A 20,083-nucleotide genomic window follows, 5' to 3' on the forward strand; every position below is an offset into this window, starting at 1 on the left:
CGAGCCGCGGCGTCTTTCCGCCACAATAGAAACGGGAATACTCAGAAAGGTAACGTGATGAATACAGGCAACTTGTTATTGCGGCTGCGGCAGGATTTGGCAGGGTACAGCCCCACGCTGCAAAAGCTCGGCAACTATCTTCTTGCGGAGCCCTCCCGCGCCGTTTACCTGACCATCACCGAACTGGCGCGTGAAAGCGCCACCAGCGAAGCCAGCGTCACGCGGCTGTGCCGCCATCTCGGCTGCAAAGGCTATACCGAATTTAAAATGGCGCTGGCCCTCAGCTTGCAACAAAGCCAGCCGGAAGCGGCGACGCGCCAAAGCGCGGCGGAAAATTTGGTGGAAGAGAGCGTACAGGCGCTGCGGGATACCGGCGCGCTGTTGGATCCGCAGGCGCTGCAACAGGCGGCGGACAGCTTGCAACGTTGCGCTTCGGTGCAGATTTACGGCGTCGCCGCCAGCGCCATCATCGGCGACTTCCTGCACTACAAGCTGTTGCGCCTCGGCAAACCGGCGCAGCTGTTCAGCGACATGCACCGGGCGGCGATGAATGCAGCCTCGCTGAGTGAGCGGGATCTGCTGATCGTCATCTCCAGCTCCGGCTCAACCAAGGACGTGCTGCATGCGGTGACGTTGGCCAAAGGGCGCGGCGCACGCGTGATCGCCGTCAGCAATACCCAACGCAGCCCGCTGGCCAAGATGGCGGATACGCTGCTGGTGGCGGCCAAACCGGAAGGGCCGCTGACCGCTGGCGCCCTGCCGGCCAAGGTCGGCGCCATGCTGCTGGTGGAGTTGATGATCGCCGAACTGACTCAGCGCGATCCCGCCTACGCTCAGGCGATGCAGACCACCGCCAGCGCGACTCTGCCGCTGCTGCTGTAATCAGAAGATCCAGCGGCCGTAAACCCAGTACCACAGCCCCAGCACCGCCGCCAGATTGAGCGCCACGCTGAGGATGAACCAGGTTTTAAACGGCTGTTTCTGGGTTTTGTGGCGAAACAGCTGCTGCGCCAGCAGCGCGCCCAACCACCCGCCCAGCGCGCCGAACAGCAACAGCGTCGCCTCCGGCACTCGTCGCCATCCCTTGCGCGCCGCCAGCTTATCGCCGCCGTAGATCAGAAACGTCAGCAGGTTCGCCAGCAGCAACCCCATCCACACCGGATGCGGCGAGAAAAAACTGGCGATCAGCGCCAGGCCCAGCAGGGCGTAACAAATCACATTGAGCTTCATGGCATTCGTTTTTTCGTGCGATAAGGGGCGCGTAGTGTGAACCTGCGCCGCGGCGGATGCAACCGGCTTATACCCATACAAAATGTGCATTTAAACCCTGAATTTGGCATCCTGTCGTTCTGCGATTCTTTCACCGCACAAGGCGGCCCGATGACACCCCAACGCGTACTGGTTCTTGGAGCCAGCGGCTATATAGGCCAGAACCTGATCCCGCACCTGGTCGAACAGGGGCACCAGATTACCGCCGCCGCGCGGCGCATCGAGTGGCTGCAGGCGCAGAACTGGCCGCAGGTCAACTGCCTGTATGTCGATCTGCACCGCCCGGACACCCTGAGCGCGGCGCTGTGGGAGATAGATACGCTGTACTATCTGGTGCACGCGATGGGCGACGGCGACGACTTTATCGAGAAAGAGCGCCAGGCGGCGGAAAATCTGCGCGACGCGCTGCGCAATGCCGGCGTCAAGCAGGTGATCTTTCTCGGCGCGCTGCAGCCGAACGACGACAGTTCGCCGCACCTGGAGGCCCGCCGCCTGACCGGCGAGATCTTGCGCCAGAGCGGCGTGCCGGTGACCGAGCTGCGCGCCGGCATCATCGTCGGCCCCGGCTCGGCGGCGTTCGAAGTGATGCGCGACATGGTCTATAACCTGCCGGTGCTGACGCCGCCGCGCTGGGTGCGCTCGAAGTCGTCGCCGGTGGCGCTGGAGAACCTGCTGGTTTACCTGGCCGATCTGCTGGCGCACCCGGCGGAGGAACACCGCATCTTCGACGTCGCCGGGCCGGAATACCTCAGCTATCAGGACATGTTCCAACGCTTTATCGCCATCAGCGGCAAACGGCGCTGGCTGATCCCGATCCCCTTGCCGACGCGGCTGATTTCGGTGTGGTTCATCAGCCTGATCACCTCAGTGCCAACGCCGATCGCCCGCGCGCTGATCCAGGGGCTGAAGCACGATCTGCCCGCCGACGGCCGGCCGCTGCAAGCCTTGATCCCGCAGCGTCTGCACACTTTTGATCAGGCGGTCACCGCCACGCTGCAGCGCGAACTGGAGGTGGTCGATTCCGCCGACTGGGGCTACGATCCGGCGGCGCGGGCCCGCTGGCGCCCCGGCTACGGCTACTACCCGAAACAGGCCGGTTGCGCGCTGAATACCGCCGCCAGCAGCCAGGCGCTGTGGCAAACGGTGCAGCAACTGGGAGGTGAAGAAGGCTATTTCTACGCCAATATCCTGTGGCGGATCCGCGCCCGCATGGACGACATGATCGGCAACGGCGTGGTCTATGGCCGCCCGGCGCGCGCGCCCCTGGCGCTGGGTGACGAAATCGACGGCTGGAAAGTCATCACGCTGAAACCGCTGCGGCAACTGGCGCTGCTGTTCGGCATGAAGGCGCCAGGGCTGGGGCGGTTGAGCTTCACCATTACCGATCGCGGCGATCGCCGCACGCTGGACGTGCGCGCTTGGTGGCATCCGGCCGGCTTCAGCGGGCTGCTGTATTGGTTCGCCATGATGCCCGCACATCTGTTCATTTTCCGCGGCATGGCGAAGCGCATCGCCGAGCTTGCCGAGAACCTGGACCGCCAACAGCGCTGAACGCCGTTCATTTGTCGATCAACCGCACAGTTTGCCGCTGTGCTTCGGGGCTTTCCGATTGCATAGCGCACGAAATCACGGAAGAATGGCATCTTATTTGCTGGGAGCGCCGCAAGCGCCCGCCGGTATTCCGATTTTGGGTGAGAATAGAGTCCGTTATGAAGGTATTGGTCACCGGTGCCACCAGTGGGTTAGGCCGTAACGCCGTTGAATATCTGCGCCGTCAGGGCATCAAAGTGCGCGCCACCGGCCGCAACCAGGCGATGGGCGGCCTGCTGGAAAAAATGGGCGCGGAGTTCATTCATGCCGATCTCACCAACCTGATCTCTTCGCAGGCCAAGGCGATGCTGGCTGACGTCGACGTGCTGTGGCACTGTTCCAGCTTTACCTCGCCCTGGGGCACCGAAGAAGCCTTCGAACTGGCCAACGTCCGCGCCACCCGCCGCCTCGGCGAATGGGCGGCGGCCTATGGCGTGGCGCAGTTCATTCACATCTCTTCCCCGGCGATCTATTTCGATTACCACCATCACCGCAACGTAACCGAAGACTTCCGCCCGCAGCGCTACGCCAATGAGTTCGCGCGCAGCAAGGCCGCCGGCGAGCAGGTGATCCAGCAGTTGGCGCTGTCCAATCCGCAGACCCATTTCACCATTCTGCGCCCGCAGGGATTGTTCGGGCCGCACGACAAGGTGATGCTGCCGCGGCTGCTGCAAATGATCAAACGCTACGGCAACCTGCTGCTGCCGCGCGGCGGCGCGGCGATGGTGGACATGACTTACCTGGAGAACGCGGTGCACGCCATGTGGCTGGCGACGCTAAAAGAAGACACGCCGTCCGGCCGCGCCTACAACATCACCAACCAGCAGCCGCGTCCGCTTCGCACCGTGGTGCAGCAGCTGATCGACGATTTGGGCATGAAGTGTCGCATCCGCTCCGTCCCCTACCCGATGCTCGACATGATGGCGCGCGGCATGGAGCGCCTGGGCAGCAAAAGCGAAAAGGAGCCGGTGTTGACCCACTACGGCGTCGCCAAACTCAACTTCGACCTCACGCTCGATACCACTCGCGCGCAGCAAGAGCTGGGCTATCAGCCGATCGTCTCGCTGGAAGAAGGCATCGCGCGCACCGCCCGCTGGCTGAAAGATCACGGCAAACTGCACGGCCTGTAATCAACGCCACGCGCCGTACTTCACCAGCAGCGCATCGATAATCGCCTCACTCTCTGCATCCGGCTCACCGCGCACATCGTCGGGCCGGAAATGCATCTGAAACGCCGCCAGCACATTGCGCTGCTGCCGCGCATCCCATGACGCATCAACCGCGTAGCCGTAACGCGCCAGCTTATCGAGCAGCGGCGTCATCGGCACCGGCGCATGGCGATCGCGCCCCGCCAGCAAACGCTGCACGTCTCGTTCGTCCGGCCAGGCGCCGATGCCGGCCTGCGCCAGCTGCCGCCAGGGGAACAGCGGGCCGGGATCCTGTTTGCGCTGCGGCGCGATGTCGCTGTGCCCCACCACGTCCTGCGGCTGGATGCCATAGCGTTGGATGATGTCACGGCTCAGCGGGATCAGCACGGCGATCTGCTCCGCCGTATAAGGCTGCCAATGGGTGAACAGCATGCTGCGGGTGAACCCCTTGTTGACGATTTCGATGCCGATCGAGGTGTCGTTGAGGTTGCTGCGGCCGCGCCAGGCGCTGGCGCCAGCATGCCAGGCGCGCATCGCTTCCGGCACCAGCCGGTACACCGTCGGTTTGCCGTGTTCGCGCTGCGGATGCGCCGGCAACAGGTAGTGCGCGCTGACGTGTTCATCGGTCAGCGTTTTCAGAGATGAATGGAAGTCTTCCGCCGTATAGTGCATCACCAAAAAGCGAATGCGCCGATCGGCGCCCTGCGCCTGGTGCAGCGTCTCGAGCTGGTAAGCGCCGCGATCGACGAGCGTGTCCTGTTGCGGATTTTGGCACCCCGCCAACAGCGCGGCGGCGATGATCCCTGGCCAAATTTTCACTTATCCTCCTGATTGGCGTCCGTGAGAGATGTAACGCGACGCGATTGACCTGTATCCAATCATCACGTTCGTCGAGAAATAATGACAGACAACGCCGATGTGCAAGCGAGTGTTGCTCCCGACTGGCGGCCTTTCCCGCCCATGATAGTCTCAAAGTATCATCTGCGCTGAAAGAGCGGAGTCGAACATGTTCACGCCACGCTATCTGTCCTGGTTGCTCTGTGCCGCCATGCTGCCGCTCAGCGGCTGCGATCGGCAAAAAGTCGCCGATGCGATGGGCGGGAGCGCGCCGCCCTCGGCTGCATCCGCCGCCAATGTGAGCGCGCCGGCCTATACGCCGCTGACCGCCGACCAGCTGTACCAGTTGGTCAGCCCGGTGGCGCTGTTCCCCGACAAGCTGCTGGCGCAGGTGTTGGCCGGCGCGGGTTATCCTGACCAAATCAGCGCCGCGGATGCCTGGCTGGCGCAAAACCGCGGGTTGCAACCGGCGGCGCTCAGCTCAGCGGCCGACGCTCAGCCTTGGGATCCCAGCGTGCGCGGCCTGGTGCAATTCCCCGACGTGCTCGATCAAATGGCGAAAAACATCCCCTGGACCACCGCCCTGGGCAGCGCCTACCTGAACGATCCCACCGACGTGATGAACGCCATTCAGGTGATGCGTCAACGGGCGGCCAGCCAAGGCACGCTGAAAAACACCCCGCAGCAGCGCATCGTCGTGGCCCCCACCCCCCGTTACGTTGAGCAGCAGCCCTATCGCCAGCGCGTGGTGGCGGCGCCGGGCGAAACCATCGTCATCGAACCCAGCCAGCCGGATACGGTTTACGTCCCGCATTACGATCCCTGGGTGGCCTACGGCACGCCGATCCCAGCTTATCCGAGCTATCGGTATCAACCTTCGGGCTACAGCGGCGGCGACATGTTGGCGGCCGGCGTGATCAGCTTCGGTGTCGGCATTGCGGTCGCCTCATTGTTCAATCAGCACAACAGCGGCTGGCACAGCTGGGATATGCGCTGGGACGATCGACGCCAACCGGTGGTCTACCGCGATGCGCCCTACGTATCGCATTCCACCACCGTGGTGAATCGCGTCACCAACATCAACCAATATAACAACGTGAACAATGTGAATCGCAGCATCCATACAGTGAATAACTACAACAATACGACCGCCGCACCGACGCCGTATTTCAACCCGCCGACGCCTAACGCGCAGCCGCGTGTCGCGCCTGCGGCCCATGCGCCGATGACCCTGCCGACCTTTGCGCACACCCAGCCGGTAGCGGCCGCGCCCCACGTGCAACAGTCGGCCAACGCGCCCCATGTGCAACAACCGAGGAGCATGCCGACGTTCACGCATACCGCGCCGGCGGCGCCCCACGCGCAGGAGCCGATGGCCGTGCATGCTGCGCCGGTGCATCCATCCGCCGTGCACCCCCAGGTTCAGATAGTGCCGCACGTCGTTCAGCCCGGGGCGCGCGAACCGGCCGCAACGCTGCATCCGGCGTTAGTGCGCCCGGCACCGGTGCCGCAAGCGCGCATCATGCCGCATCCTGCCCCGGCGCCGCAGATCCACCAGCCGTCCGTTCAGCCAATGCCGCATCGCCAAGCGCCGGCGCCGGTGAAACCGCAGGAACACCGCCCGATCGCCGAGCAGCACAAGGTGGGATGAACCTACAGGATGTCGCCCCGGCGAAACGGCCGGGGCGCGGGGAATGGCGTTAGCGGCTGACTTTCACCGCGGTGCCGCTGACGGTCACCATCAGCATGCTGCCGTCTTTGCCAACGGTTTCATAATCGATATCAATGCCGACCACCGCGTTGGCGCCCAGCTCTTTCGCCTGGTCTTCCAGCTCTTCGAATGCGATCAGGCGCGCCTTGCGCAGCTCTTTCTCATAAGCGCCCGAGCGGCCGCCGACGATATCGCGCACGCCGGCGAAGAAATCACGAAAAATGTTGGCGCCGAGGATCGCTTCGCCGGTGACGACGCCGCAGTATTCGGTGATGGTAAACCCTTCCAGGGTCGGGGTAGTTGAAAGCTGCATCAGAACTCCTTGTTTGATTAATTCAACGTATCTATGACCAGAAGATTGGCATTATGTTCGCTTAATCAATGGCACGCAGTACGAATGCAAGGCCAAAAAACGCATTTATACTGTAAGCTATCGGTCTTCATGGTAGAGACTTTCACATAAGGTAATAAGATGAAAACAAAAACGATTGCGGCTGTTTTACCCTTAGCGCTGTTGCTGAGTGCCTGTACCACGGTGGAACCGGCATACAAGGATATCGGCACCCGCAGCGGCAGCTGTGTGGAAGGCGGCCCGGATACGGTCGCGCAAAAGTTCTATGACCTGCGCATCCAGCAGGGCGCCGGCCTGCCGGACAGCAACCGCCTGGCGCAGCTGCAGCCCTATCTGAGCAAAGTGCTGTATCAGGATCTGGTCAGCGCCGCTCAAAACCCGGGCAAGCACCGGATAACCGGCGATCTGTTCTCCGGCAATGCGCAAGGGCCAAGCAACGCCTCCGTCGCCAGCGCCTCGACCATTCCTAACACCGATGCGAAGAACATCCCGCTGCGCGTTGATCTGAGCTACCAGAAAGACGCCAACAGCACCGTGAACTGGCAAGACGAAGTGCTGATGGTGCGCGAAGGCACCTGCTGGGTGGTTGATGATATTCGCTACCTGAATGTTCCAGCGCACGCCACCAACGGCAGCGTGCGCCAGGTGCTGGAAAACCAGTAACCCGCCTTCCCCGGCCGACGCGGGCTTGCCGCGTCGGTCATCCCCGCCGTCCGCCAGTCGCTCAAATTTCGTCCAATAGAAAAAATTTCGCTACCGATATCACAGCCTGCGCCACAAATCCCCTCCCTCGGCTTGAGTCGCGGTATCTTGTGCTAATCTTTTACTGTCCCGCCGCACACTCATAAATTTTAACGCACAAAGATTGCATAAGTATTCTGCGGAAGTTAACATTTGCGGCATCAATGTCTATTCAATTCTGGCGCATGAGTATTCAACTTAACGGTATCAATTGCTATTACGGCGCTCACCAGGCGCTGTTTGACATCACGCTGGATTGTCCAGCCGGGGAAACCCTGGTGCTGCTTGGCCCAAGCGGCGCCGGGAAAAGCTCATTGCTGCGGGTGCTGAACCTGCTGGAAATGCCGCGTTCGGGCCAACTGCAGATCGCCGGCAACCAATTCGACTTCAAACAGGCGCCGGGCGAGAAAGCCATTCGCGAACTGCGTCAAAACGTCGGCATGGTCTTCCAGCAATACAACCTGTGGCCTCACCTCACCGTGGTTCAGAACCTGATCGAGGCGCCTTGCCGCGTGCTGGGTCTGACCAAGGCTCAGGCGATGGAGCGCGCCGACAAGCTGCTCAAGCGTCTGCGCCTGACCGACTTCGCCGATCGCTTCCCGCTGCACCTTTCCGGCGGCCAGCAGCAGCGCGTGGCGATCGCCCGCGCCCTGATGATGGAACCCCAGGTGCTGCTGTTCGATGAACCGACCGCGGCGCTGGATCCGGAAATCACCGCTCAGATCGTCAGCATCATTCGCGAACTGGCCGGCACCGGCATCACGCAGGTGATCGTCACCCACGAAGTGGAAGTGGCGCGCAAGACCGCCAGCCGCGTGGTGTACATGGAAAACGGCCACGTGGTGGAGCAAGGCGACAGCAGCCACTTTGCGCAGCCACGGACCACCGAGTTTGCCAACTACTTATCACACTAACGATTAACTTGCTGTAATTTGGGGATTTTGCGATGAAAAAACTAATAATCGCCGCCGTTCTGGCCGGCATCAGCGTTTCCGCCTCCGCAGCCGAAACCATCCGTTTCGCTACCGAAGCCTCCTATCCTCCATTTGAATTTATTGACGCCGGCAACAAAATTCAGGGTTTTGATGTCGATCTGGCCAACGCGCTGTGCAAAGAGATGCAGGCCGAGTGCACCTTCACCAACCAGGCGTTCGACAGCCTGATCCCGAGCCTGAAGTTCAAGCGTTTCGATGCGGTGATGGCCGGCATGGACATTACGCCGGAGCGTGAGAAGCAGGTGCTGTTCACCAAGCCTTACTACGATAACTCGGCGCTGTTCATCGCGCAGAAAGGAAAAATCGCCGACGTGGCGGCGCTGAAAGGCAAGAAAGTAGGCGTGCAAAACGGCACCACCCACCAAAAATACCTGACCGACAAGCACCCGGAAATCACCACCGTGCCTTACGACAGCTACCAGAACGCCATTTTGGATCTGAAGAACGGCCGCGTTGATGCGGTGTTCGGCGATACCGCGGTGGTCAACGAGTGGCTGAAGCAGAATGACGCGCTGGCGGCAGTGGGCGCCAAAGTGACCGACAAAGACTACTTCGGCACCGGCCTCGGCATCGCGGTGCGCCAGAAGAATACCGATCTGCAGGGCAAGTTCAACGCCGCTCTGGACAAGATCAAGCAGGATGGGACCTATGAAACCATCTACAAAAAATGGTTCCAGCAGTAATACGCCCAAATGAATGAATTACAACCCTTAGCAAGCGCCGCCGGCATGACCGTCGGCCTTGCCGTTTGCGCCCTGATCCTCGGGCTGATTCTGGCGATGCTGTTCGCCGTATGGGAATCGTCCCGCTGGAAAGCGGTCAGCTGGCTCGGCACCGCCTGGGTGACCGTGTTGCGCGGCCTGCCGGAAATCCTGGTGGTGCTGTTTATCTATTTCGGCTCGTCGCAGCTGCTGCTGATGCTCTCCGACGGCTTTACCCTCAACCTCGGTCTGTTCCAGCTGCCGATTCAGCTGGCGATCGACAATTTCGAAGTCAGCCCGTTCCTGTGCGGGGTGATCGCCCTGGCCTTGCTCTATTCCGCCTACGCCTCGCAGACGCTGCGCGGCGCGCTCAAAGCGGTGCCGCAGGGGCAGTGGGAATCCGGTCAAGCGCTTGGACTGAGTAAGGCGGCGATCTTCTTTCGCCTGATCATGCCGCAGATGTGGCGCCACGCCCTGCCCGGCCTCGGCAATCAGTGGCTGGTGTTGTTGAAAGACACCGCGCTGGTGTCGCTGATCAGCGTGAACGATCTGATGTTGCAAACCAAGAGCATCGCCACCCGCACCCAGGAGCCTTTTACCTGGTATGTGATCGCGGCGGCCATCTACCTGCTGGTGACGCTGTTCAGCCAATACGTCATCAAACGCATTGAGCTGCGCGCCACGCGCTTTGAGCGGGGGCCGGTCTGATGATTGAGTATTTGCCGGAAATCCTCAAAGGGCTGCATACCAGCCTGACGCTGACCGTCGCCGCGCTGATCGTCGCGCTGGTGCTGTCGCTGCTGCTGACGGTGATCCTGACGCTGAAAACGCCAATCCTGACGCCGCTGGTCAAGATCTACGTGACGCTGTTCACCGGCACGCCGCTGCTGGTGCAGATCTTCCTGATCTACTACGGCCCCGGTCAGTTTCCGGCGATCCGCGACTATCCGTGGCTGTGGAACCTGCTGTCGCAGCCCTGGCTGTGCGCGATGATAGCGCTGGCGCTGAACAGCGCGGCCTACACCACGCAGCTGTTCTACGGCGCGGTGCGCGCCATTCCCGCCGGGCAATGGCAGTCGTGTGAAGCGCTGGGTATGTCGCGCCGGCAGACGCTGCGCATCCTGCTGCCGTTCGCCTTCAAACGCGCGCTGTCGTCTTATTCCAACGAAGTGGTGCTGGTGTTCAAAAGCACCTCGCTGGCCTATACCATCACGCTGATGGAAGTGATGGGCTACAGCCAGCTGATGTATGGCCGCACCTACGACGTGATGGTGTTCGGCGCCGCCGGCCTGGTGTACCTGTGCGTCAATGGCCTGCTGACGCTGCTGATGCGACTGGTGGAGCGCCGCGCGCTGGCGTTTGAGCGCCGCAACTGAGGCCGCTGCCCCCATGAGCCCCGCCATTGTGCGGGGCTTTTTTTACCCCTCAAAGCAATACTTAATCATTTATATTGCATTTTAATTCACTCAGTGGCAGGGTTAACAACAGGCATTCGCACAAAAACCTCTGGCGATTACCAGTAAAAACAAACGATAGCGAATAATCACTTTCAGGATCCAGACAGGAGCTCTACGCATGAAAAAACTGCTGCTTGCCGCGACGATGTTGGCCGGGATGACCTTTAACGCCGCCGCGGCCGAGACTATCCGCTTCGCCGCCTCCGCCACCTACCCGCCGTTCGAATCGCTCGACGCCAACAACCAGATCGTCGGTTTCGATATCGATCTGGCCAACGCGCTGTGCAAGCAGATGCAGGCGCAGTGCACCTTCACCAACCAGGCGTTCGACAGCCTGATCGCCGCGCTGAAATTCAAAAAATACGATGCGGTGATTTCCGGGATGGATATCACGCCGGAGCGCAGCAAACAGGTCGCCTTCACCCAACCTTACTACGCCAACTCGGCGATTGTGATCGCGCAAAAAGGCAAGTTCAGCTCGCTGGCGGATCTGAAAGGCAAAAAGCTCGGCATGGAAAACGGCACCACCCACCAGAAATACATGCAGGACAAGCACCCGGAGATTAACACCGTTTCTTACGACAGCTACCAGAACGCCATTCTGGAGCTGAAAAACGGCCGTATCGACGGCGTGTTCGGCGACACCGCCGTGGTGAACGAGTGGCTGAAAACCAACCCGCAGCTGGCGCCGGTCGGCGAGCACATCACCGATGCGCAATACTTCGGCACCGGTCTCGGCATCGCGGTGCGCCCGGATAACCAGGCGCTGCTGGCCAAGCTGAACGCCGCGCTGGACGCCATCAAGGCCGACGGCACCTACAAAGCCATCAACGACAAGTGGTTCCCGCAGTAAGCAATAAGGCCCGGATAACCGGGCCTTATGTTTTATAAACGCCGCACCAACAGCGTCAACACTTCGTAGTGCGCGGTATGCGGGAACATGTCGAACAGCTGCACCCGTTCGATGCGATACCCCGGCAACATCTCGATATCTTTCGCCATGCTCTCGGCGTTGCAGCTGGAATACAGAATGTAATCCGGCGCCATCCGGCTCAAATAATCGCACAGCGCCTGGCCGATGCCGCGGCGCGGCGGATTGACCAGCACCAGCTGCGGCACCTGGCCTTCGGCGGTGGCGAAGCGGGTGGAGTCGAGCGCCTGAAAATCGACCTGCAACAACCCTAACCGCTGCGCCGACTGGCGCGCGCAGGCGATCGCTTCCGCGCTGATTTCGATGCCGGTCAACCGCGTTTGCGGCTGCGCGCAGTGCAGGCCGAAACCGCCGACGCCGCAGAACAGATCCCACATGCTGTCGATACCCAGCGCGCGCACCCAGTCGCGGGCGGTGGCATACAATTCGGCGGCCACCTGCGGGTTGGTCTGGAAGAAGCTTTGCGGGCGGATGAACAGCGGCACCTGATTGAACTGTTCCTCCAGCGCCTGCTGTTCGGTCAGCGCGATCTCGCGCTCCCCTTCCATGATCGCCATATGCACCGGCTGAATATTGGCGGAGATCACCTTGAGCTGCGGCAGCTGCTGCTGCAGCCACGGCAGCGCGGCGCGCAGCTGCGCCAGCTTGGTTTCCGAGCGCAGCACGAAGCGCAGCATCACGCCGCCGTCGAGCGTGCTTTCGGTCAGCAGCAGGTATTTCAGCTCGCCGCGTTTGCGCGCCACGTTATACGGCGTCAGGCCGGCGCGGGCGATGAAGCTTTTCAGCACCGCAAACATCGGCGCAAAGCCGGCGGGATACAGCGGGCAATCGCTCAGGTCGACCGGCGTGCCGTCGCGGTGCAGCATGCCGAGCAGCGGACGCTCCACGCTGCCGCTGACCACCATCTTGGCTTTATTGCGAAATGCGCTCAGTTCCCCCGCCGCCGGCTGCAGCCACTGTGCGACGTCGCGCCCGGCCAGCAGCGAGTGCAGGTGATGCTGTTTGTCGGCCAGTTGCTGCGGATAGGGCTTTTCCAGCCACTGACAGGAACGGCAGGTGCCCGCCGTATACAAAGCGCAATGCATGAAGATTACCGTGAAGTTCAGGATGACGAATTAAGGGCGCAGAGTTTACCACTCCGCGCGCCTAAAATCTCACTTGCGCGCGGTGAAGAAGCGGCGGCTGGCGGCAGGAACGAACAGCAACGCCAGGATCACCGCGTCGGGGATCTTTTGCAGGATCAGAACGTGCAGGATTTGGCCGCTGGTTTCCCCCTCCACGGTGAACACCTCGGGGAAGACGCTGCCGATGGTGGCCAACAGCAGGTAAAGCACCACGATGCACTGGCAGGCCACATAGCCCCAGCGCCCCCAATTGCGGCCGCGCATCACCGCAAAGCCGCAGCTGATTTGCAGGCACAGCAGCATCAGGCCGGCCAGAAAGATAAAGGTGGAATCCCACGCCTGCGCGCTGGTGTTGACGAATTCCTGCGCGCCGTCGACGCCCAGCTCGCCCAGCAGCAGCACCACGCTGATACACTTGATCGCCACCATGGCGGTGCCCGCCACCATCACCGGCACCGGCGCATCCGAAGTCGATCCCATTCCCTGCCCGCTTTTCAGCATGTCTGACATATCCGTGTTCCGCTACGACGCGCCACCTATACAGGTGGCGCATGTAAAGTCAGGTAGTTAGTTGCAATACTTATTGATTGCAAAAATAGCAGGTTTGTTACGATTCAGCTACGGGCCGCCCGCTGCAATTCACGCGATCGTTGTTTTTCCGAGCGCGCCATAAACCACCAGGCGATCAGGCCGAGGATGCCTACCACCAGCAGGATCAGACTGGCCAGCGCATTGATTTCCGGATTCACCCCCATGCGCACGCTGGAGAACACCAGCATCGGCAACGTGGTGGCGCCCGGGCCGGAGACGAAACTGGCGATCACCAGATCGTCCAGCGACAGGGTAAACGCCAGCATCCAGCCGGAGATCAGCGCCGGCGCAATCATCGGCAAGGTGATGACGAAGAACACCTTCAGCGGCGGCGCCCCCAGATCCATTGCCGCCTCTTCAATCGAGCGATCCACCTCGCGCAGACGCGAGCTGATGACCACCGCCACATAAGCGGTACAGAAGGTGACATGCGCCAGCCAGATGGTAAACATGCCGCGCTCTGACGGCCAGCCGAAGGCATGCCCCATCGCCACGAACAGCAGCAGCAGCGACAGGCCGGTGATCACGTCCGGCATCACCAGCGGCGCGGTCAGCATAAACGCGAAGCCGGTCGAACCGCGAAAGCGGCCGAATCGCACCATCACCACGGCGGCGATGGCCCCCAGTACCACCGCGGCGGTGGCGGAGGCGGCAGCGATGGTCAGGCTGAGCCCCACCGCGCTGATCATCGCCGAATCGTGGAACAATTCGGTATACCAGCGCGTGGACCAGCCGGCCCACACCGTCACCAGCTTGGAGCTGTTGAAGGAGTAGATCACCAGCATCAGCATCGGCGCATACAGGAAGGTAAAACCGATCGTCAGGATGGCGATGCGCCACGGTGAACGCACTACCGGCAAGTTGTTCATTCCTGCCCCCCTATTTCCTTGTTCTGGTGTTTGTGGAACCACAAAATTGGCACGATCAGCAACAGCAGCATGATGGTGGCGACCGCCGAGGCCACCGGCCAGTCGCGGTTATTGAAGAACTCCTGCCACAGCACGCGGCCGATCATGATGCTGTCCGGCCCACCGAGCAGTTCCGGGATCACGAACTCCCCCACCGCCGGAATGAATACCAGCATCGAACCGGCGATGATGCCGCCCCGCGTCAGCGGCACGATCACGCTGAAGAAGGTTTTCAGCGGCCGCGCCCCCAGATCCAGCGACGCCTCCACCAGCGAGTAATCCAGCCGGATCAGCGCCGTGTAAATCGGCAGCACCATAAACGGCAGATAGGAATAAACGATGCCGATATACACCGCCAGGTTGGTGTGTAGGATCACCAGCGGTTGGTCAATCACCCCTAGCCACATCAGAAAGTTATTCAGCGTGCCGTTGTTTTTCAGGATCCCCATCCAGGCGTAAACGCGGATCAGGAACGAAGTCCAGGAAGGCAGGATCACCAGCAACAGCAGAATGTTGCGGGTCGACGCCTTGCTGTGCGCCACCGCCCAGGCCAGCGGATAGCCGATGATCAGGCAGCACAGCGTCGAGACCGCCGCCACGCGCAGCGACTGCAGGTAGGCATCGATATACAACGGATCGTCGGTCAGCTGCAGATAGTTGGCGAAGTTGAGCGCAATGTTCAGCTTACCGTCCACCCAGCTCATCAGCTCGGTGTAAGGCGGCACCGCCAACGCCAGCTCAGCCAGGCTGATCTTGAACACGATCAGGAACGGCAGCATAAACAGCAGCGTCAGCCATAAATACGGCAATGCGATTACCAGCTTGCGGCCGTGAGCCATCAGCAGGCGATGGAACAAGGCCTTGAGGGTGGCCGGCGTTTTGGCCGGCGGTTCCGGCGTGCGTTCAGAAAGCAGGGACATACGGGTTACTCCTCACCAGCTCCACTACACCGTCAACACAACACAGCTGTCGGTTTCCCAACATAGACGCACTTCATCGCCCCAGGTGGGCATCCCCTTGCGGAAACGATGGCCGTTTTGCAGCTGGGCGCTGATGATCTGCCCACTGTGCAGCTTCACGTGGTAGATAGACAGATCGCCCAGATAGGAAATGTGCGCCACTTCCCCCACCGCGAAGTTGCAGCCGTCTTCCGGCACTTGTTCGCACAGCAGGATCTTTTCCGGCCGCAGCGCGACCTGGATCGGCACGCCGTCCACCACCGAGGCGTCCGGATCCACCTTGATCGCATGGCGCAGCCCCGGGCTTTGCAGGATCAGCGCATCGTCGTGGCGCTCTTGCAGCACGCAGTCGAAGACGTTGACCGAACCGATAAATTCGGCGCTGAAGCGGCTATTCGGATGCTCGTAGATCTCTTCCGGCTCGCCGATCTGCACGAACTTGCCGCGGTTCATGATGGCGATGCGCCCCGCCATGGTCATCGCCTCCTCCTGATCGTGCGTCACCATCACGCAGGTCACGCCGACGCGCTCGAGAATGTCGGTCACTTCCAGCTGCATGCGATCGCGCAGCTTCTTGTCCAGCGCGCCCATCGGTTCATCCAGCAGCAACAGCTTCGGCCGCTTGGCCAGGCTGCGCGCCAGCGCCACCCGCTGCCGCTGGCCGCCGGAAAGCTGGTGCGGTTTGCGTTTGGCGAACTCCTGCATGTGCACCAGCGCCAGCATTTCCGCCACCCGTTCGGCGATCTCCGCCCGCGGCATTTTGTCCTGCTTCAGGCCGAACGCGATGTTTTGCTCCACGGTCATGTGCGGGAACAGCGCGTACGACTGAAACATCATGTTGATCGGCCGCTGGTACGGCGGCACATGCGACATATCCTGCCCGTCGAGCACGATCTGCCCTTCCGTCGGCTGTTCAAAGCCGGCCAGCATGCGCAGCAAGGTGGACTTGCCGCAGCCGGACGGGCCAAGCAGCGCAAAGATCTCGCCCTTGTAGATGGTGAGGCTGACGTCTTCGACCGCATTCTGCCCGTCGAAGGTTTTGGTGAGGTTACGGATTTCCAGCAGAGGGGTGAAGACCTTCTGCGACTTGGCTTGAGGACGAGGGATGGCGTCGTTCAATCGGGGTGCTCTCCGGCGTAAAGCGGCACAAAACCACGGCGAGCGCCGTGGCCCAAAACGGCAATGCAGGCGGGGAGCGCCCGCCTGCCGGTTTACCGACGATGGGGGTATCCCCCCCATCATCACTTCCCGCTTTTAACTTTAGTCCATGCGCGGGTAATGACACGGTCCAGCTTCGGCGACTGCACGTTGAGCGTGAACAGCTTGGCGCGCAGATCGGCCGGCGGATAGACATTCGGGTTCTCGCGCACTTCGGCGTTCACCAGCGGCGTGGAATCTTTCACCGCATTGGCGTAATAGACATAGTTGCTGATGCCCGCCATCACGTCAGGTTTCATCAGGAAGTTCAGGAACTGGTACGCGGCGTCTTTGTTCTTGGCGTCCGCCGGCATGGCGAACATGTCAAAGTAGGTCAGCGCCCCCTCTTTCGGGATCGCGTAGGCCACGTTCACGCCGTTCTTCGCCTCTTTGGCGCGGTTGGCCGCCTGCATCACGTCGCCGGACCAGCCGATCGCCACGCAGATATCACCGTTAGCCAGATCGTTGATGTACTGAGAAGAGTGGAAGTAACGAATGTTCGGCCGCAGTTTCAGCAGCAGATCGTTGGCCGCGCCGGTGTAGTCCGCCGCATTGGTGCTGTTGGGATCCTTGCCCAGGTAGTGCAGCACGGTGGCGTAAACCTCGCTCGGCGCATCGAGGAAGGAGACGCCGCAGCTTTTCAGCTTCTCGAGGTTTTCCGGCTTGAGGATCAGATCCCAACTGTCGACAGGCGCGTCTTTGCCCAATGCCGCCTTCACCTTGTCGACGTTATAGCCGATGCCGGTGGTCACCATCAGGTATGGGATGCCGTATTTGTTGTCTTTGTCATTGTGTGCAACCAGCTTCAGCATCTCGGGATCGAGATTCTTGTAGTTGGGCATTTTGCTCTTGTCGAGCGGTTCGAAGATGCCGGCCTGAGACTGGCGCTCGAGGAAGTTGGATGAAGGAACCACCAGATCATAACCGGTGCTGCCCGCCATCAGTTTGCCTTCCAACACTTCGTTGGAGTCAAAGACGTCGTACACCACTTTGATGCCGGTTTCTTTCTGGAAATTAGCCAAAGTGTCCGGCGCGATATAATCGGACCAGTTATACACGTGCAGCGTTTTCTCTTCGGCTGACGCATTGACGGACGCGGCCATCAACAGGCCGGCAACCACACCCGATAACCACTTTTTACGTTGGGTGACCATCCGTAACTTCCTCCAAAACAGGGTGAATCATAGAATTGAACTTGTATCTGCAGCGATACAAAACCTTTCCTGATTGAGCGCAATCGTTGCAACCGCGAACTGAATGGCTATGCATATGATTGCATGCGCCTTTTTCACTGCCCTGCTCGCGTGGTCACAAGGGGAATCGCAAGCCCTTTGCAGAATCAGCAGCATAGCCGCTGCCATCGTAACCCGCCAGCCCCCAGGGTAAAAAACGCCTTTTATCGATTTTTTATGCAGTTTTCTCTATGTGATACGCCATTAACGGCGCAAAAGGCGAGAAAGATCGGGCGGCAAAGGCCAAAGTGCAGAATATTTTATTGCGGAGAGGCGTCACGGCAGCATGCCGCCGGAGCGACGGCATGCTTAAGGTATGGCGAGGATCAGTGCAGCATCGGTTGACGCACGGCGCCAGCGGGGATCTCTTCTTCGTCACCCATAAACAGCAGATCGTTCGCCCGCGCCTCAAGGATCACCATCGAGACCTGCTCTTCGCCCTGCTGCATGAAGTGGGTGAACTGCTCGTAGGTGATGCCGACCGCCACGCTTAGCGACTGGCAGACGATCAGCTTCGGCAGGTTGTCGTCCTGAATATCGACAAACGCCTTGATGGTCAGCGAGCTGGCGTTGATCTGGCTCAGGTCCGCCACCAGCGGGATCAGCGCGGTCGGCTTCACTTCGGCCAGCGCGGAGAACAGAATGACGTTGTCCACCAGATCTATCTTGGCGTCGAACACGCCGTCGAAGTTCTGCATGTGCGGCAGGTGCAGCGCCTGGCAGGAATCGCACTCAAAGAAAGAAATGCCCGACTGATCCAGCCAGCGCCGCAACAGCGCCAAATCGGGGACAATGAGTGAATCCATAATAACCAGCCTCACAATATTCAATACGCGAAAAGGCGCATAGCTTACGGAATATTCACCCGATACGCCACGATCAATGCGGCTTAATTCACTAATTCAGATATTGCACGGCGGGAAATGCGCTCCGCCCACCCCGTTAACCGCCGGACTTCAGGCGGAAGCCCGGCCGGCCGCGCTGCTCAATGTATTCGATCATCATGCCGGCGATGTCCAGCCCGGTGGTGGTTTCCACCCCTTCCAGCCCCGGCGACGCGTTGACCTCCATCACCAGCGGGCCGCGTTCGGCGCGCAGGATATCCACCCCGGCGACGTCCAGCCCCAGCGTGCTCGCCGCTTTCACCGCGATCGCCCGCTCCCTGGCGGTGATGGTCACCTTGCGGGCGGTGCCGCCGCGGTGCAGGTTGGAGCGAAACTCGCCGGGCTTGGCCTGCCGTTCGATGGCGGCCACTACCCGGCCGCCCACCACCAGACAGCGCACGTCGCGCCCCTGCGCCTCGCGCACGTACTCCTGCACCAGGATGTGGGCATTCAGCCCGCGAAAGGCGTCAATCACGCTTTCCGCCGCCTGACGGGTTTCCGCCAGCACCACGCCGATACCCTGCGTGCCTTCCACCAGCTTGACCACCAGCGGCGCGCCGCCGACCAGTTCGATCAGATCGCCAGTGTCGTCCGGCGAATGGGCGAAACCGGTGATCGGCAGATCGATGCCCTGCCGGGCCAGCAGTTGCAGCGAACGCAGCTTGTCGCGGGCGCGGGTAATGGCCACGGATTCGTTGAGCGGGTAGCTGCCGAGCAGCTCGAACTGGCGTAGCACCGCCGTGCCGTAAAAGGTGATGGCGGAGCCGATGCGCGGGATCACCGCATCGTAACGTTCCAACTGACGGCCGCGATAATGAATGGTCGGCGCCGCCGGATTGATGTTCATATAGCAGGAGAGCGGATCGATGATATCGATGCTGTGCCCGCGATCTTCCGCCGCTTCACGCAGCCGCTTACATGAATAGAGCGATCCGTCGCGAGAAAGAATGGCAATTTTCACTCGTCACCCCAAAAGCCAACGCCTGCCCGGCAGGCGAGTTAGCGGCCGCGGCGCTCAGGCGCGCGGATCGCGCTCCTGATTATCTTTCGATGCGTCTGCATCTTGCGGTTTGCGGCGATCGTTTTCCGGCGGCAAGCCGCCGCGCATCAGCGGCCCGAAGCCCTGCACCACGCGCCATACCAGAAACGCCGCCGCCGGCACCATCAGCGCCACGCCGAGGAAAATCATGCCGACCGCCGCCTGCTGCGACGCCAGCCAGCCCGGCAGCTGCAGGTGGCCGTGAATACTGAGGTAGGCCAATACCAGCATCACGATACCCAGCCCTTCCAACACCAGCACCGGGCGCGGTAAGTCACCGAATGAACGCATATTTTTCTTCTCCAGAAGGTCTGCCCCCAGTGTAGTGAATTCCCGCCGACGGCGACAGCCCCGGCAGACTAATTGGTTACATGAATCAGATTAACAGGTAATTCCTGCTTTTTTTTCACCGCCTCA

At 60.9% G+C, this 20,083-nt stretch carries 22 protein-coding genes; 10 read left to right on the plus strand and 12 right to left on the minus strand.

Features of this window, described 5'->3' with window-relative positions; genetic code table 11:
* Positions 1–54 precede the first annotated feature (54 nt).
* Positions 55–882, plus strand: coding sequence for a MurR/RpiR family transcriptional regulator (locus ACMGGK_RS15220; protein WP_028127982.1), 828 nt, complete (start codon positions 55–57; stop codon positions 880–882).
* On the opposite strand, the gene ACMGGK_RS15225 is transcribed toward ACMGGK_RS15220, so the two are convergent.
* Positions 883–1,230 carry a DUF1294 domain-containing protein gene (locus ACMGGK_RS15225; RefSeq protein WP_028127981.1) on the minus strand — a complete coding sequence of 116 codons (348 nt, stop codon included), beginning with the start codon at positions 1,228–1,230 and terminating at the stop codon, positions 883–885.
* 150 nt (positions 1,231–1,380) lie between these two features.
* On the opposite strand from ACMGGK_RS15225, the gene ACMGGK_RS15230 reads away from it, so the two are divergent.
* Positions 1,381–2,820 carry a DUF2867 domain-containing protein gene (locus ACMGGK_RS15230; protein WP_420277002.1) on the plus strand — a complete coding sequence of 480 codons (1,440 nt, stop codon included), beginning with the start codon at positions 1,381–1,383 and terminating at the stop codon, positions 2,818–2,820.
* 158 nt (positions 2,821–2,978) lie between these two features.
* Positions 2,979–3,989, plus strand: coding sequence for an NAD-dependent epimerase/dehydratase family protein (locus ACMGGK_RS15235; RefSeq protein WP_004928393.1), 1,011 nt, complete (start codon positions 2,979–2,981; stop codon positions 3,987–3,989).
* Here the strand turns inward: ACMGGK_RS15235 and ACMGGK_RS15240 are convergent, their stop codons facing one another.
* On the minus strand, positions 3,990–4,826 hold the full coding sequence (locus ACMGGK_RS15240; protein ID WP_016928349.1) for an N-acetylmuramoyl-L-alanine amidase: 837 nt from the start codon (positions 4,824–4,826) through the stop codon (positions 3,990–3,992).
* A gap of 187 nt (positions 4,827–5,013) precedes the next feature.
* On the opposite strand from ACMGGK_RS15240, the gene ACMGGK_RS15245 reads away from it, so the two are divergent.
* On the plus strand, positions 5,014–6,495 hold the full coding sequence (locus tag ACMGGK_RS15245; protein WP_337039454.1) for a DUF3300 domain-containing protein: 1,482 nt from the start codon (positions 5,014–5,016) through the stop codon (positions 6,493–6,495).
* A 49-nt stretch (positions 6,496–6,544) separates the two neighbouring features.
* Here ACMGGK_RS15245 and ACMGGK_RS15250 read toward each other — a convergent pair whose 3' ends face one another.
* Positions 6,545–6,868 (minus strand): heavy metal-binding domain-containing protein, encoded by a 324-nt coding sequence (locus ACMGGK_RS15250; RefSeq protein ID WP_004928400.1) that lies wholly within the window; start codon positions 6,866–6,868, stop codon positions 6,545–6,547.
* A 159-nt stretch (positions 6,869–7,027) separates the two neighbouring features.
* Here ACMGGK_RS15250 and ACMGGK_RS15255 point away from each other — a divergent pair, with 159 nt between their 5' ends.
* From ACMGGK_RS15255 to artJ (ACMGGK_RS15280), 6 genes are all read left to right on the plus strand, one after another.
* On the plus strand, positions 7,028–7,570 hold the full coding sequence (locus ACMGGK_RS15255; RefSeq protein WP_028127978.1) for a lipoprotein: 543 nt from the start codon (positions 7,028–7,030) through the stop codon (positions 7,568–7,570).
* Between the two features lie 263 nt (positions 7,571–7,833).
* Positions 7,834–8,562, plus strand: a complete 729-nt coding sequence (artP, locus tag ACMGGK_RS15260; protein ID WP_016928352.1) for an arginine ABC transporter ATP-binding protein ArtP — start codon at positions 7,834–7,836, stop codon at positions 8,560–8,562.
* A 32-nt stretch (positions 8,563–8,594) separates the two neighbouring features.
* Entirely contained in the window at positions 8,595–9,326 is a 732-nt protein-coding gene (gene artJ, locus ACMGGK_RS15265) for an arginine ABC transporter substrate-binding protein (protein ID WP_004928409.1), read from the plus strand.
* Between the two features lie 9 nt (positions 9,327–9,335).
* Positions 9,336–10,052 carry an arginine ABC transporter permease ArtQ gene (gene artQ / locus ACMGGK_RS15270; RefSeq protein WP_028127976.1) on the plus strand — a complete coding sequence of 239 codons (717 nt, stop codon included), beginning with the start codon at positions 9,336–9,338 and terminating at the stop codon, positions 10,050–10,052.
* Entirely contained in the window at positions 10,052–10,720 is a 669-nt protein-coding gene (gene artM, locus ACMGGK_RS15275) for an arginine ABC transporter permease ArtM (RefSeq protein WP_033637817.1), read from the plus strand. Before artQ ends, artM begins: the two co-directional genes overlap by 1 nt.
* Before the next feature lie 199 nt (positions 10,721–10,919).
* Positions 10,920–11,654, plus strand: a complete 735-nt coding sequence (gene artJ / locus ACMGGK_RS15280) for an arginine ABC transporter substrate-binding protein (protein ID WP_016928355.1) — start codon at positions 10,920–10,922, stop codon at positions 11,652–11,654.
* Between the two features lie 32 nt (positions 11,655–11,686).
* On the opposite strand, the gene rlmC is transcribed toward artJ (ACMGGK_RS15280), so the two are convergent.
* From rlmC to ACMGGK_RS15325, 9 genes are all read right to left on the minus strand, one after another.
* Complete coding sequence (gene rlmC / locus ACMGGK_RS15285; RefSeq protein WP_049299044.1) at positions 11,687–12,817, minus strand: 23S rRNA (uracil(747)-C(5))-methyltransferase RlmC; 1,131 nt, start codon at positions 12,815–12,817, stop codon at positions 11,687–11,689.
* Positions 12,818–12,886: 69 nt separating this feature from the next.
* The gene (locus ACMGGK_RS15290) at positions 12,887–13,366 is read right to left on the minus strand and encodes a YbjO family protein (protein WP_028127974.1); all 480 of its coding nucleotides are present in this window, start codon (positions 13,364–13,366) and stop codon (positions 12,887–12,889) included.
* A gap of 104 nt (positions 13,367–13,470) precedes the next feature.
* Positions 13,471–14,316, minus strand: a complete 846-nt coding sequence (gene potI, locus ACMGGK_RS15295; protein ID WP_016928360.1) for a putrescine ABC transporter permease PotI — start codon at positions 14,314–14,316, stop codon at positions 13,471–13,473.
* Complete coding sequence (gene potH / locus ACMGGK_RS15300; RefSeq protein WP_016928361.1) at positions 14,313–15,275, minus strand: putrescine ABC transporter permease PotH; 963 nt, start codon at positions 15,273–15,275, stop codon at positions 14,313–14,315. The genes potI and potH overlap by 4 nt, the downstream gene beginning before the upstream one ends.
* Before the next feature lie 24 nt (positions 15,276–15,299).
* Complete coding sequence (potG, locus tag ACMGGK_RS15305; RefSeq protein ID WP_033640832.1) at positions 15,300–16,433, minus strand: putrescine ABC transporter ATP-binding subunit PotG; 1,134 nt, start codon at positions 16,431–16,433, stop codon at positions 15,300–15,302.
* Between the two features lie 122 nt (positions 16,434–16,555).
* Entirely contained in the window at positions 16,556–17,665 is a 1,110-nt protein-coding gene (potF, locus tag ACMGGK_RS15310; RefSeq protein ID WP_015377292.1) for a spermidine/putrescine ABC transporter substrate-binding protein PotF, read from the minus strand.
* A gap of 404 nt (positions 17,666–18,069) precedes the next feature.
* Positions 18,070–18,549 carry a YbjN domain-containing protein gene (locus ACMGGK_RS15315; RefSeq protein WP_004938666.1) on the minus strand — a complete coding sequence of 160 codons (480 nt, stop codon included), beginning with the start codon at positions 18,547–18,549 and terminating at the stop codon, positions 18,070–18,072.
* 136 nt (positions 18,550–18,685) lie between these two features.
* On the minus strand, positions 18,686–19,588 hold the full coding sequence (rimK, locus tag ACMGGK_RS15320) for a 30S ribosomal protein S6--L-glutamate ligase (protein ID WP_016928363.1): 903 nt from the start codon (positions 19,586–19,588) through the stop codon (positions 18,686–18,688).
* A 54-nt stretch (positions 19,589–19,642) separates the two neighbouring features.
* Positions 19,643–19,957, minus strand: a complete 315-nt coding sequence (locus ACMGGK_RS15325) for a YbjC family protein (protein WP_151254360.1) — start codon at positions 19,955–19,957, stop codon at positions 19,643–19,645.
* Between the last annotated feature and the right edge of the window lie 126 nt (positions 19,958–20,083).

Origin of the sequence: Serratia sp. BNK-33-b, assembly GCF_048684565.1 — a bacterium.
In the GTDB taxonomy this organism is placed as follows: Bacteria; Pseudomonadota; Gammaproteobacteria; order Enterobacterales; family Enterobacteriaceae; genus Serratia; species Serratia marcescens.

Bases quoted from the DNA above. Each gene is read 5' to 3' on its own strand.
- rlmC (WP_049299044.1), bottom strand. From the start codon at position 12,817: ATGCATTGCGCTTTGTATACGGCGGGCACCTGCCGTTCCTGTCAGTGG.
- ACMGGK_RS15290 (WP_028127974.1), bottom strand. From the start codon at position 13,366: ATGTCAGACATGCTGAAAAGCGGGCAGGGAATGGGATCGACTTCGGAT.
- potI (WP_016928360.1), bottom strand. From the start codon at position 14,316: ATGAACAACTTGCCGGTAGTGCGTTCACCGTGGCGCATCGCCATCCTG.
- ACMGGK_RS15315 (WP_004938666.1), bottom strand. From the start codon at position 18,549: ATGGATTCACTCATTGTCCCCGATTTGGCGCTGTTGCGGCGCTGGCTG.
- ACMGGK_RS15230 (WP_420277002.1), top strand. From the start codon at position 1,381: ATGACACCCCAACGCGTACTGGTTCTTGGAGCCAGCGGCTATATAGGC.
- artQ (WP_028127976.1), top strand. From the start codon at position 9,336: ATGAATGAATTACAACCCTTAGCAAGCGCCGCCGGCATGACCGTCGGC.
- ACMGGK_RS15235 (WP_004928393.1), top strand. From the start codon at position 2,979: ATGAAGGTATTGGTCACCGGTGCCACCAGTGGGTTAGGCCGTAACGCC.
- ACMGGK_RS15255 (WP_028127978.1), top strand. From the start codon at position 7,028: ATGAAAACAAAAACGATTGCGGCTGTTTTACCCTTAGCGCTGTTGCTG.
- ACMGGK_RS15245 (WP_337039454.1), top strand. From the start codon at position 5,014: ATGTTCACGCCACGCTATCTGTCCTGGTTGCTCTGTGCCGCCATGCTG.
- ACMGGK_RS15225 (WP_028127981.1), bottom strand. From the start codon at position 1,230: ATGAAGCTCAATGTGATTTGTTACGCCCTGCTGGGCCTGGCGCTGATC.
- potH (WP_016928361.1), bottom strand. From the start codon at position 15,275: ATGTCCCTGCTTTCTGAACGCACGCCGGAACCGCCGGCCAAAACGCCG.
- artJ (WP_016928355.1), top strand. From the start codon at position 10,920: ATGAAAAAACTGCTGCTTGCCGCGACGATGTTGGCCGGGATGACCTTT.
- ACMGGK_RS15325 (WP_151254360.1), bottom strand. From the start codon at position 19,957: ATGCGTTCATTCGGTGACTTACCGCGCCCGGTGCTGGTGTTGGAAGGG.
- potF (WP_015377292.1), bottom strand. From the start codon at position 17,665: ATGGTCACCCAACGTAAAAAGTGGTTATCGGGTGTGGTTGCCGGCCTG.
- ACMGGK_RS15250 (WP_004928400.1), bottom strand. From the start codon at position 6,868: ATGCAGCTTTCAACTACCCCGACCCTGGAAGGGTTTACCATCACCGAA.
- artJ (WP_004928409.1), top strand. From the start codon at position 8,595: ATGAAAAAACTAATAATCGCCGCCGTTCTGGCCGGCATCAGCGTTTCC.
- artM (WP_033637817.1), top strand. From the start codon at position 10,052: ATGATTGAGTATTTGCCGGAAATCCTCAAAGGGCTGCATACCAGCCTG.
- artP (WP_016928352.1), top strand. From the start codon at position 7,834: ATGAGTATTCAACTTAACGGTATCAATTGCTATTACGGCGCTCACCAG.